Raw genomic sequence first — 12,503 nt, 5'->3', positions numbered from 1 at the left:
TTATGGGCAAAAAGGAAGATGATATGCAATATTCACTGGGCAATTTAACCCCTAAAATCGATAAAAGCGCCTATATTGCACCAGGTGCTCATGTTATTGGAAACGTCGATTTGCGTGAAGGCAGCAGCGTTTGGTTCAATGCCGTTATACGCGGCGATATGGACCTTATCACCGTAGGTGAAAAAAGTAATGTTCAAGACGGCAGCGTATTACATACTGACGCTGGTGTACCTTTAACCCTTGGTACGGGGGTGACGGTGGGGCATAAAGTAATGCTACACGGTTGCACTATTGGCGATTATTCGCTTATTGGCATAAATGCAGTGGTGCTCAATGGCGCAAAAATAGGAAAGTATTGTATCGTTGGCGCAAACGCCTTAATCACAGAAAATATGGATATTCCTGACTTTAGTTTAGTCGTCGGCTCCCCGGGAAAAGTCATCAAAACCTTGGATGAAAGTGTTAAACCTAAGTTAGAAGCCTCGGCTGCACACTATAAGGATAACGCTCAACATTACGCACAATCGCTAAAGGCGACTGATGTATAGGTAGATATTATGTGTTGTGCATAAAAAATGCCCAGAACAACCGTTCTGGGCCTAGGGGAATGGCCCATTGCTGAGCCGTGCGCTAACTTTTACAGGGAGAGATTTAACGTAAATCTTAAACGAATCTTAATTATAGATGATGTTTGCTCGTTTTATAAACAAAATAGGTGTTAATTTTTTATTACAGGCTCAAAATTATAAATAACTGAATTAAAATCAATTGGTTAATGTTTATAAAAAACTCTGGTCTAACCACATTGACTCACTCTATTCCGTTTCTATCGATAGCTAGAATATACACATACTAGAGAATCTGGCTTACTCAATCCCTCAACAGGCAGATTATAAACTTCATCAACCATTAAGTATTGTCACTAAAAGTCGCACCGCAAAATACGAGTTCAACGCCTAAGACGAAGGCTAATGTGCAGCAGACTTACCATTCATATAAATTATGTTGACTACAGATGGTTGTACCAGAGAGCTATCCTAGTAGTATGTCTGCATGATTAAGCATTCTAAAAGTTAGAGAATTGAGCATGCCACTACAGTCAAACGCCACATTTTTACCACCTGAACGCACACTTATGGGGCCGGGTCCATCAGATGTAAGCCCTCGTATCCTCAATGCGATGGCACGTCCAACAATTGGGCACCTAGACCCTCTGTTTATTCAACTGATGGACGAAACGAAAAATCTTCTTCAGTACGCATTTCAAACTGAGAACCCGCTCACTATGCCAATATCTGCACCGGGTTCTGCTGGGATGGAAGCCTGTTTTGTGAATCTTATCGAACCGGGCGATAAAGTGATTGTATGTATAAATGGTGTTTTCGGTATGCGCATGGTCGAAAACGTCGAAAGATGCGGCGGCGAGGCCGTCACTATTAACAACGCCTGGGGCGAGCAAACCGATCTTAACGCGGTTGAAGATGCGCTTAACGTCAACCCTGACGCCAAAATACTAGCGTTTGTTCACGCAGAAACTTCAACGGGTGTACGTAACGAAGCAAAGTTACTGTGCGAGCTTGCTCAAAAACACAATTGCCTTACGATTGTTGACTCGGTCACCTCATTAGGCGGCATAGAGCTCGACGTTGACGGGTGGGGGATTGATGCCATTTATTCAGGGTCACAAAAATGTCTAAGTTGTGTTCCTGGAATCGCTCCGGTGTCATTTAGTGAAAAAGCCGTATCGGTAATTCAAAACAGGAAAACCAAGGTACAAAGCTGGTTCTTAGATATGAATCTTATTGTGGGTTATTGGGGCAAAGGTGCAAAGCGTGCTTATCATCACACCGCACCAGTAAACAGTATGTATGCCATGTATGAATCTTTGCTAATGCTAAAAGAAGAGGGCTTAGAGAATGCGTGGAAAAGACATGCTTCGGGTCATGACAGGCTAGCCCAAGGACTAAATGAAATCGGTTTAGAGCTTACTGTAGACAGCCGTTTCAGGTTACCTCAGCTCAACGTTGTTCGTATCCCAGAGGGAGTGGATGATGCCAAAGTACGAAGTCACCTTCTCAACGAATTCAATTTAGAGATTGGCGCAGGTTTGGGGGAGCACGCTGGAAAAGTATGGCGAATCGGATTAATGGGTTATGCCTGCAAACAGCGTAATATAGACCATTGCATAGCATCGTTGAAAAGCGTGCTAAATTAACCCGAATCCTATTTAAATTAGTGCTTGTTACAAGTAATCCTTCATTCTAATTAAGTGTAAGGTGAGCGTTGCTGCTCACCTTTTTTCATTTTCACACGGGTAAACTGCTTCATCATTCACTCCATGTTCATTTATATTAGAATATAGTCTTCGGTGTACAAAAACTTTAATAGGCCGCGTTGCGGCATTGTGGATAATAAAAATAGTTAAGGACGCCCCATGAAAAATAAATATGCAGTAACATCGTTAATTCTGTTTTCTTTTCTTACTAGTTTCGTTTCAACCTCTCTGTGGGCGCATTCCGAAGGTGTGAACTCAAAAGAAGTGTTGCCGGCGGCAACAGTGAGTGTGCAAGGTGTTGGCTCTATTGATGTTGTTCCTAATGCATTTTCGGTTACCTTTGTTATAGAGGCACAAGGTAAGACGGTTAGCCCATTAAGTCAGTCGCTGGCGAGTGATTTAAAGGCCATCGTTAAATTTTTACTGAAAGAGGGTATAGAAGAACGTTATATTCAAAGCATGGAAGTGCGTTTAACGCCCCGTTATGTGAATACGCCACAAGGAAGAAATCAAGATGGGTTTACTCTTTCAAGAGAAATTTCTATCACATCAACCAACCTAGATAATTATGACCGAGTGTTAGATGGCGTGCTTAAACGGGGAGTTGATCGTATTCAGCAGTTTAACTTTATAACTCTCGGTGAAACGTCGTTCTATCAAAAAGCGCTAATCGCTGCAGTAGGTGATGCAAAGAATAGAGCACAGCTTTTAGCGAAAGAATTAGGCGTTGAAGTAGGTGAAGTGGTTGCAATATCTGAATCTGGTGGCAATATGCCGATTCCAGTCATGCGTGCCGATGCATTTGCAAAGGAAATGTCAGTATCTTTGCCAGGTCAGAGTAATGTTGAAGCACGAGTGAATGTCACATTTAAAATTAAACAATAACAGGGTTACCGTTTGAAACAAGATTACAGCCAGCTTATAAGCCAAGCAAAAAGCTTAGTATCGGGCGAGCACGATTTAATTGCCAATATGGCAAACCTGAGCGCATTATTGTTCAATGGCTTAGAGAATGTGAATTGGGCAGGCTTTTATCTATACAAAGAGGGAGAGCTTGTCCTTGGGCCATTTCAAGGGCAGCCGGCGTGCATACGCATTCCAATGGGGCGGGGAGTGTGTGGCACCAGTGCCTCAACACAAACTGTACAACGCATAGATGATGTTCACGCATTTGATGGTCACATTGCATGTGATGCTGCGTCAAACTCCGAAATAGTTGTGCCGCTCATCGTCAATGAAAACCTTATAGGTGTTCTCGATATTGACAGTCCAAACCACGGTCGTTTCTCGCAAGAAGATGAAAACGGTTTGGTAGAAATAGCGCAAATACTTGTCCAATCTCAACAGCCATCATGAAAATAAGCGTCGATATTCATGTAGTATTGTCTACCTATGAAGATATGGAAGACGTCCACGATGACCCAGATGAGGCGTCGGAACGTTTAAACTTTATTCTTCATGCAATATATGATGCCGCAGAAGAAGATATAGAAACACAGCGTTTAGAGCAAATTTTGCACTACGCTTGGGAGTCTTGGCAACAAGATGCACATTTATTAGAAATTGATGACGACGAATTGCTCGATTGGGTTGACCACACGCTGGCAACTTGGGATGATGCAAATAACGAAGAAATCTCCTGAATAATTTAGAAAGTTAATGGAATCAACAGAGAAGTTTACTACAAGTAAGGAAGTTATTGCTTTCCTTGCAGAGACCTTCCCAAAGTGTTTTAGCACTGAAGGAGAGGCCCTTCCACTTAAGATCGGTATTTTCCAAGATCTTGCTCAGCGGTTAGACGATGATGAACGGGTTAGCAAAACGCTATTACGCTCTACGCTTCGTCACTACACCAACAGCTGGCGGTACCTGTACAGCATTAAAGAAGGTGCCCATCGCGTCGACTTAGATGGTGTTGAAGGTGACGCGATTGAAAAAGAGCATTCGGATCACGCGCAAAAACAACTTGAAGAGAGTAAGGCGAAGGCAGCTGAAAAACGCAAGGCCAAAATGGCTCAGCAACCTAAGCGTTCAGAAAAGCGTCAGTTTAATCGTCCAAAGGGCGAAAAGCCGGCCAATTCTGCTCAACCTGAGAGTAAGCGCGGAACTAAACCGAAGAATAATAGACCAACTACAACACCCCCTGCCAAATTGACAGACGGTGACATGAAGCAAGGTACTCGCGTAACGGTAAAGCTGGGTAAAGAACCTATGCCGGCAGTGATTACCGAAATTGCTAAAGATGGCATCCATGTTCAGCTCGATACCGGTATGGTGGTAAAAGTAAAAGCAGACGCTTTACGTTTGGCACGTTCCAAGAGGTCGTAAATATGAAAGATATCCTTCGAATTTCTATTGCTAGCGCATTCCTTACCGTTGGTGTAGGTGCTGGTGCTGTAACATCAACGCCTGACGTTGATGAGCTACCAATACTCCAACAAGAATCTCAGCACAGTGTTGCAGCAAAACGAGTGAGCGCGTTATTTACACGTGCACATTACAAAGAAATATCGTTGGATAATCTTCTTTCGGCAAGAGTATATCAACGGTTCATAGAATCTCTTGACCACAACAAACAAGTGCTTTTACTTGACGATGTGGTGAGTTTCGAAAAGTATCGCGATTTGTTCGACGATGCGTTGAGCAAGGGCAATCTGTCTATTGCATACGATATGTACAACGTATCTGCGCAGCGAAGAGTTGAGCGCTACGAATATGCTCTAGCCCTATTAGAAAAGGGACCTTTTGACTTTGCGAAAGAGAACGATAAGTTCTATTACGACAGAGAAGATGCTGACTGGGCAAAAGATACTGCAGAGCTTGACGAAATATGGCGTCAGCGAGTTAAATACGACGCGCTCAACCTTATTCTAGCTAACAAAACCTGGGAAGAAGCGAAGGAGCTTCTTACCAAGCGCTATACTCGTGCAATTAAACGCACAAAACAGGCAAAAAGCGAAGATGTTTTTCAAACTGCTATGAACGCGTTTGCAAGAACTATTGAAGCGCATACCAGTTACTTGTCCCCCAGAAATGCTGATCGTTTTCAAATGGAGATGAACCTTTCCTTTGAGGGAATTGGTGCAGTACTGCAAAGCGAAGACGACTATACTATTATCAAAAGCGTTGTGCCCGGCGGTCCAGCTGATCAATCAGGTGCTATTAAGCCTGAAGATAAAATTGTTGGCGTAGCGCAAGACGACGAGGAATTTGTTGATGTTATTGGCTGGAGACTTGATGAAGTTGTTGAACTCATTAAGGGGCCAAAAGGTAGCACAGTTCGCCTGCAAGTTGAAAAAGGCGCAACAGAATCTAAATCAACGTCGGTGGTTAAGTTAACTCGCGATAAAATCAAACTTGAAGACAGAGCTGCGAAATCAGAAGTTTATGTTCCTGATGAAGGGCCACATGCTGGTCAGTCTTTAGGTGTAATAACTATCCCAAGCTTTTACAACAATTTAAGTGCAGACGTAGCCAAAGAAATTGACTCTCTTAAATCTCAAGATGTGAAGGGCATTATTGTTGATTTACGAGGTAATGGTGGCGGTTCATTAACTGAGGCCACATTACTTTCTGGGCTGTTCATTGAGAAAGGCCCGGTAGTACAAATTCGCTACGGGCAGTCGAAAGTGAGCGTTAATCGCGATACTGATGGTGAGGTTGCGTATAACGGGCCGCTTACTGTGTTGGTAGACCGTTACAGTGCTTCAGCATCCGAGATATTTGCAGCGGCAATGCAAGATTACAATCGTGCGCTTATTGTTGGGGAGCAAACCTTTGGTAAGGGAACGGTTCAGCAGCATCGCGGCTTAGGAAAAATTTACGACCTCTACGACAATCCGCTAGGTAGTGTTCAGTTCACCATCGCGAAGTTTTATCGCATAGACGGTGGAAGTACCCAACACAAGGGAGTTATTCCAGACATCTTATATCCATCTGCAATTGAACCGGCTGAGTGGGGTGAAAGCCAAGCTGATAACGCACTACCTTGGGACAGTATTAATCGAGCCAATTACACAACTTTTGCGGATGATAGATCGGCGCTAGATGTGTTAACGGCAAAACATAATAAACGAATTATGCAAAATCCTGAGTTTTCGTATATCGACGAGGATATTCAGGAGTACAAAGAGAATAAAGATAAAAACTTTATATCATTGGTGAAGGCAGAGCGAGAAGCCAAGAAAAAGGAGGGCGAGGCAAAATCCTTAGCCCGCGCTAACGAACGTCTCCAAAGAATGGGGTTAGAGCCAGTCGCTACGCTTGATGACCTTCCAGAGGATATGGAAGAGTTAGACCCGTTCTTAGATGAGGCAGCTAACATCACCTTTGATATGATTGAGACAGGTCGATACGCTATAACAACAAATTAAGCGCTATCGAGAAAGGGCTGGTCTAGGGCCAGCCCTTTTTTTGTGTCTATATAAATATTACAACAATAATAAAGGCAAATAATATGGCGATACGAGGCGAGTTTTCTTCTCGAATAGGTTTCGTGCTAGCAGCAGCAGGCTCAGCAGTGGGTCTGGGAAATATTTGGGGGTTCCCAACAAAAGTAGCGAGTAACGGCGGCGCAGCTTTTGTATTGGTTTACTTACTGCTTGCGTTTGTACTTGCTTATCCAGTGTTGATGGCAGAGTTGATTATTGGAAGAAGCTCGCGTTCAAATATGGTTGATGCACTGGGAAAAATATCTGGAAACTTTGTCGGTAGAGCAACAGGGATATGGGGTTGTGTCACCGTTTCTCTTATTTTAGCTTTTTATGCCATCGTTGGTGGCTGGATGTTGGTCTACTTTGCCGATTCTGCAGTGCGCCTTGTAGGAATGCAGTCTGCGAGCGACTGGCTACTTACCTCGTCGGTTACGCGTAACGTAATATTCTGTGCTTTGTTCATGATGTTGACCGCGTTTATCGTGGTTGGCGGGGTAAAGTCAGGAATAGAGAAATGGTCGGTAAGGTTAATGCCGACTTTGGTGATTCTCATTTTGGCGCTGATCGTTTACGTGAGCATGCAACCGGGTGCCATTGAAGGCTGGAGTGCATATTTAGTTCCAGACTTTTCCCGAGTGCTCGACCCAGAGCTGCTTATCAATGCCATGGGGCAGGCATTCTTTTCAATGTCACTGGGTGTAGGTACTATGTTGGTTTATGGTTCTTATCTCAGTAAAAATGAAAATTTGCCAACAATAGGAGCTTCGGTAGCTTTAGTTGATATTGGCGTTGCCGTTATTGCAGGCATGCTAATCATACCCGCTATGTATGTAGCGCTAAATAACGGCGTAGAAATATTCACCGATGATGGTGCGTTAATACAAGGTGACACACTGATTTTTAAAGTGTTGCCTGCGCTTTTCGATACTATAGGCTCTGTCGGCATTTTTGTTTCGTTTACCTTTTTTGCTTTAATGGCCATTGCTGCCGTAACATCATCAATATCTATGTTAGAGGTGCCCGTGGCGTTCATGGTTGAGAGTAAAGGTATGAAACGTCAAAAGGCCGTGATATTTATGGCAGCGGTTATCTTTATTCTAAGCTGTATTGTTATTTTCAATTTCGAATTGCTATTCGGTTTTGTTATTGCGCTTACCACAGAATACAGCCAACCTCTTCTTGGCCTTGCCCTGTGTATTTTCGCGGGTTGGGTGTGGCGAAGAGATGCAATACTGGCAGAGCTTAAACAAGGAAATGAAAACGTAGAACACGGCCTATTTTGGAAAATTTGGCCTTGGTATGTGCGCTTTGTGTGTCCGGTTATTATCGCGCTGATGTTTTATCGTTCTGTTTTTTAAGACACTCGACGTTTTCAATAAAGGTTTATTAAAACAATAACAATGACAAATAGAGAATTAAAAACTCCTTCGCTTCTAGACGCTCTTATTCCAATTGTGGCGCTCGTTCTGATGATGGGCACTGCCGTTTATCTTTTTGAAGACAACTCGTCTTATGGTCCAAACCAAATAGCTTTATTACTAGCAATGGGAATGGCCGCCATCATTGGGATGAAGAACGGTTACAGTTGGAAAACCATAGAAAAAGGCATCGTTGACGGCATTTCAATGTCCCTGGGGGCTTGCCTGATATTGCTTGCTGTTGGTTCTCTTATTGGAACATGGATGCTAGCGGGTACTGTGCCTACGCTTATCTATTATGGTCTCGAACTATTAAACCCATCGTTTTTCTATGCCGCAACCTGCCTCATATGTGCAGTTGTCGCTATGAGTATTGGAAGCTCGTGGACAACAGCAGCTACCGTAGGTGTCGCGCTTATGGGCGTGTCGGCAGGCATGGAAATGTCGGCCGCAATTACCGCGGGCGCGGTGGTGTCGGGCGCGTATTTTGGAGATAAAATATCACCTTTATCTGAAACCACAAACCTCGCACCTGCTGTTGCGGGCACCGACTTATTCGATCACATTCGCTATATGCTGTGGACGACAATTCCTAGCTTTGTTATTGCACTCATCCTGTTTACCGTTATCGGCTTTAACGAGGTGGGTGAAGCGAAAGCAGACAGAATCGAGCAGATGCAGCTTTTACTTAATGAGTCTTTCAACCTTGGCTGGCATTTGTTAGTCCCGCTTGTTGTTCTACTTACGCTAGCGATTAAAAAGATGCCTGCGTTTCCTGCCGTTTTTATCGGCGCACTGTTGGGCGGTGTTTGGGCCGTTGTATTTCAGTGGGATGTAGTAGCAGAAATGGCCAGTACAGACGATAGCGCCAGCATTGGTGCGCTAAAGGTAGTGTGGACAGCACTGTTTGATGGTGTCAGCTTTTCTACGCCAGATGAAAACCTTAATAGCTTACTTTCTCGCGGCGGCATGTCTTCAATGCTTAATACTATTTGGCTTATTATCTGCGCCATGTCGTTTGGTGCCGTGCTCGAACGCGTAGGCCTACTTAAACGCGCAGTCGCCACTATCTTGTTGGGCGCTAAGTCTGCTGGCGATATGGTCAGTCGTACCATACTAACCTGTTTTGCCACCAACTTAGTGACTGCAGACCAATACATATCTATTGTAATGCCTGGGCGCATGTACAAAGAAGAATTCAGCAAACGTGGTCTCGACCAATTAAACTTGTCCCGTAGCTTAGAAGATGGCGGAACGCTAACGTCTCCGCTGATCCCGTGGAATACCTGTGGTGCTTACATGCACAGCGTACTATTGGTAAATCCATTCGATTATATCTTTTATGCGTTTTTCAACGTTATTAACCCAATTCTTGCGATTGTTTACGCGTATTTAGGCATTAAGATATTACGTATCACGCCGCCAACATTTGAAACTAAAAGCGAAGGGTCTGTATAACATTCATATAGGCACTTCAAAAAGGGGTTCTATGTCAGTTCAAATTAAACGCCGGGCGGATTATAAGCCGCCCGCTTTTCTAATCACCACCGTTGACTTGCACGTCACACTTCATCCAACAGACACTCGCGTAATCAGTACTCTGAAAGTGACAAGACAGGGCAGTCACAATCAGCCGTTAGTGCTAGACGGCGATAATCTTCCTGTACATAAACTGCTTATCGACAACGCACCGCTTGCGGCGAAATCTGACGATAACGACGGCTATATCCTTACCGACTCATCGCTCTCTATTCCTGTCGATAAAAACGAATTTACGCTTTACATAGAAACCAGCATTGCCCCTGATAACAACAAAGCCTTGGAAGGTTTGTATTTGTCAGGTGGGGCTTACTGTACTCAGTGTGAGGCAGAAGGTTTTAGGCGAATAACATTTTTCTTAGACCGTCCAGATGTTCTATCGGTATATACCGTAACGGTAGTTGGCGATGAAAAATACCCAATGCTGCTTTCAAACGGCAACCCTGTCGATAAGGGTCAGCTGAGTGATGGGAAACATTTTGTTAAATGGCACGACCCACATCCTAAGCCCTGCTATTTATTTGCACTTGTGGCAGGGGACTTTGACTTATTAACAGATAGCTATACCACCATGAGCGGTAAAGAGGTTGCGTTAGAGCTTTACGTTGATAAAGGTAAAAAGCATCAGGGCACGTTCGCGCTCGAGTCTTTAAAGCGGGCAATGAAGTGGGATGAAGATGTATTCGGCCTGGAATACGACCTTGATATTTACATGATTGTCGCCGTCGATTTCTTCAACATGGGCGCAATGGAAAATAAAGGGCTAAATGTTTTCAACAGTAAGTTTGTCTTAGCAGATCAAGATACCGCGACAGATGATGACTTTTTCAATGTAGAAGCCGTTATTGCCCACGAATATTTCCATAACTGGACTGGGAACCGAGTGACTTGCCGCGACTGGTTTCAATTAAGCTTAAAAGAGGGCCTAACGGTATTTCGCGACCAGCAGTTCAGCGCAGATATGACGTCAGAACTCAGTAACCGAATTAAGCATGTAAGAGTGATGCGCGAGCACCAGTTCTCGGAAGATGCAAGTGCAATGAGTCACCCAATTAGACCTGATGAAGTTATTGAAATGAATAACTTTTATACGGTAACGGTTTACGATAAAGGTGCAGAAGTTATTCGCATGTTCCACACCCTGTTGGGCGTTGATGGCTTTAGGCAGGGGATGGATGAGTACTTCAGGAGACATGATGGACAAGCTGTCACCTGCGATGACTTCGTTTCTGCTATGCAGTCTGCAACATCATTAGACTTAAGCCAGTTTTCACTATGGTACAGTCAATCGGGCACTCCCGTTATAAGTGTTGAACAACAAGAGCTTGAAAACGGGAAAGTACAGTTTACGCTATCGCAACGCACGCCTAAAACGTCTGATCAGCACGACAAACAGCCATTGTATATGCCTATTAATATTGAAATCATCGGCCAGGGCGGTGAACTGTATTCAGATAATGAGGGTGTAATAAACGATGGCATGGTGATATTAGACAAAGAATCTATGTCATTCACCGTGGATGCATCAGGTAACGTCCTTACTCCGGCGGTATTAGGGAACTTTTCTGCACCGGCCAAGGTCGATAACCCCTTGTCCACTGAGTCACTCCTGACCATATTTAAGCATGGGAAGGATGCCTTTAATCGCTGGGATGCAATGCAGTCTATCTATGATCGCTGTATTAGAGAGCTTGAGCAATCGCCCGAAGCCTCTATCGACGAAAATATTTGGGTTGGTATTCGCAGTGCAATCTCCAGAGAAATAGATAATGTAGAACTTCTTGGTGAATGTCTCGTTATTCCATCATTTGAAACACTCTGCCAATTGAGAACTTCTGTTGATGTGGCCGAATTAAGCAAAGCGCGAACTGAGTTTTGCCATCAATTTGCTCAACAATTAGAAGCAGCGCTTCTTGACGTTTTTAATAGTATTGAGAGCAAGCCGTATAGTTATGAACAAAGCGCGGTAAATCAGCGCCGCTGTAAAAATGTCGTGCTAGCGCATTTGGCTCTTTTGCCGCAATACGAACATCTTGTTACTGAGCAGTTTGAAGCTTCTGATAATATGACAGACACTCTTGGCGCTCTTCGCAGTGCGCAGTTCTGCCGTAAAGAAGTGTTCGATTCATTAATGGCAAAATTTGAACAAAGGTACAACAAGGACCCATTGGTTTTAGATAAATGGTTTGCGTTACATGCCACACAGCCAACAAAAGACATATTCGCTACTATTACCATGCTGTGTGAACACCCCCAGTTTACTATGAGTAACCCTAACCGCGTGCGCTCAGTCATCGGCAGTTTTGCTTTTTATAATAGTGAAATGTTTCATGCATTAGATGGCAGCGGATATAAGTTTGTTGCTGACTACTTACTTAAGTTAGATAAACTCAATCCGCAGGTAGCGGCAAGGATAGTGACGCCGTTAACTCAATGGCAAGGGTTTGCGTCTCAACATCAACGTTTAATGAAAGAGCAGTTAGGTCGACTACTCAACCATAAAGGGTTAAGTAAAGACGTGTTCGAAAAAGTGAGCAAGAGCCTTGCTTATGGCGCGGATTGAACAAACAGATAGTGTGTTTTATTTTTCGATAAGTGTGCCTTACACCCAGTGTGAGGCGCTCTATTCGCCATCAGTACCCAACGTAGTGATGGTTGCGGAATCTGGCGTGCGCGTGCAGGTGCCTACCGGTCGTTTACGCCAATTTATTACCTCTGATGGAGTAAAAGGGCGGTTTAGAATGATTGTGAATCAACAGAACAAAATCAAATCCTTCGAGCGCATCCGCTAGCACTACTCTCAGTTTCTTTTTTTAAAGTTTTTAAAACAGTAACTAG

The 12,503-nt window shown here is 43.8% G+C and carries 11 protein-coding genes; all 11 read left to right on the top strand.

Translation table 11 applies throughout. The features are described 5' to 3' along the window. The first annotated feature begins 23 nt into the window (after positions 1–23). On the top strand, positions 24–548 hold the full coding sequence (locus tag GTW09_RS00830; protein WP_163109257.1) for a gamma carbonic anhydrase family protein: 525 nt from the start codon (positions 24–26) through the stop codon (positions 546–548). A 587-nt stretch (positions 549–1,135) separates the two neighbouring features. After that, a complete protein-coding gene (locus GTW09_RS00825; RefSeq protein WP_163109916.1) occupies positions 1,136–2,215 on the top strand; it encodes a pyridoxal-phosphate-dependent aminotransferase family protein in 1,080 nt (359 codons plus the stop codon). Between the two features lie 219 nt (positions 2,216–2,434). After that, complete coding sequence (locus GTW09_RS00820; protein ID WP_163109254.1) at positions 2,435–3,160, top strand: SIMPL domain-containing protein; 726 nt, start codon at positions 2,435–2,437, stop codon at positions 3,158–3,160. Between the two features lie 12 nt (positions 3,161–3,172). Next, positions 3,173–3,631 (top strand): GAF domain-containing protein, encoded by a 459-nt coding sequence (locus GTW09_RS00815; protein WP_163109252.1) that lies wholly within the window; start codon positions 3,173–3,175, stop codon positions 3,629–3,631. After that, the gene (locus GTW09_RS00810) at positions 3,628–3,918 is read left to right on the top strand and encodes a hypothetical protein (RefSeq protein ID WP_071978893.1); all 291 of its coding nucleotides are present in this window, start codon (positions 3,628–3,630) and stop codon (positions 3,916–3,918) included. The genes GTW09_RS00815 and GTW09_RS00810 overlap by 4 nt, the downstream gene beginning before the upstream one ends. A gap of 16 nt (positions 3,919–3,934) precedes the next feature. Further along, positions 3,935–4,603: an RNA chaperone ProQ gene (proQ, locus tag GTW09_RS00805; RefSeq protein ID WP_071978894.1), complete on the top strand. Its 669-nt coding sequence runs from the start codon at positions 3,935–3,937 to the stop codon at positions 4,601–4,603. A gap of 2 nt (positions 4,604–4,605) precedes the next feature. Then, positions 4,606–6,648, top strand: a complete 2,043-nt coding sequence (prc, locus tag GTW09_RS00800; protein ID WP_163109250.1) for a carboxy terminal-processing peptidase — start codon at positions 4,606–4,608, stop codon at positions 6,646–6,648. 83 nt (positions 6,649–6,731) lie between these two features. Then, positions 6,732–8,066 (top strand): sodium-dependent transporter, encoded by a 1,335-nt coding sequence (locus GTW09_RS00795; protein WP_163109247.1) that lies wholly within the window; start codon positions 6,732–6,734, stop codon positions 8,064–8,066. A 42-nt stretch (positions 8,067–8,108) separates the two neighbouring features. After that, a complete protein-coding gene (gene nhaC, locus GTW09_RS00790) occupies positions 8,109–9,584 on the top strand; it encodes a Na+/H+ antiporter NhaC (protein WP_163109245.1) in 1,476 nt (491 codons plus the stop codon). A 31-nt stretch (positions 9,585–9,615) separates the two neighbouring features. After that, positions 9,616–12,228 (top strand): aminopeptidase N, encoded by a 2,613-nt coding sequence (gene pepN / locus GTW09_RS00785; RefSeq protein WP_163109243.1) that lies wholly within the window; start codon positions 9,616–9,618, stop codon positions 12,226–12,228. Next, complete coding sequence (locus GTW09_RS00780; RefSeq protein ID WP_071978899.1) at positions 12,215–12,457, top strand: DUF2835 family protein; 243 nt, start codon at positions 12,215–12,217, stop codon at positions 12,455–12,457. Before pepN ends, GTW09_RS00780 begins: the two co-directional genes overlap by 14 nt. Positions 12,458–12,503 lie beyond the last annotated feature (46 nt).

It is taken from the genome of Alteromonas hispanica, from assembly GCF_010500915.1.
In the GTDB taxonomy this organism is placed as follows: domain Bacteria; phylum Pseudomonadota; class Gammaproteobacteria; order Enterobacterales; family Alteromonadaceae; genus Alteromonas; species Alteromonas hispanica.
The sequence above is the reverse complement of the archived record's forward strand: the minus strand, read 5'-3'. Positions and strand labels throughout refer to the sequence as shown.

Excerpts from the sequence above, each read along its gene's own strand:
- prc (WP_163109250.1), top strand. The coding sequence starts at position 4,606 with ATGAAAGATATCCTTCGAATTTCTATTGCTAGCGCATTCCTTACCGTT.
- GTW09_RS00795 (WP_163109247.1), top strand. The coding sequence starts at position 6,732 with ATGGCGATACGAGGCGAGTTTTCTTCTCGAATAGGTTTCGTGCTAGCA.
- GTW09_RS00820 (WP_163109254.1), top strand. The coding sequence starts at position 2,435 with ATGAAAAATAAATATGCAGTAACATCGTTAATTCTGTTTTCTTTTCTT.
- GTW09_RS00825 (WP_163109916.1), top strand. The coding sequence starts at position 1,136 with ATGGGGCCGGGTCCATCAGATGTAAGCCCTCGTATCCTCAATGCGATG.
- GTW09_RS00810 (WP_071978893.1), top strand. The coding sequence starts at position 3,628 with ATGAAAATAAGCGTCGATATTCATGTAGTATTGTCTACCTATGAAGAT.
- pepN (WP_163109243.1), top strand. The coding sequence starts at position 9,616 with ATGTCAGTTCAAATTAAACGCCGGGCGGATTATAAGCCGCCCGCTTTT.
- GTW09_RS00830 (WP_163109257.1), top strand. The coding sequence starts at position 24 with ATGCAATATTCACTGGGCAATTTAACCCCTAAAATCGATAAAAGCGCC.
- GTW09_RS00780 (WP_071978899.1), top strand. The coding sequence starts at position 12,215 with ATGGCGCGGATTGAACAAACAGATAGTGTGTTTTATTTTTCGATAAGT.
- proQ (WP_071978894.1), top strand. The coding sequence starts at position 3,935 with ATGGAATCAACAGAGAAGTTTACTACAAGTAAGGAAGTTATTGCTTTC.
- nhaC (WP_163109245.1), top strand. The coding sequence starts at position 8,109 with ATGACAAATAGAGAATTAAAAACTCCTTCGCTTCTAGACGCTCTTATT.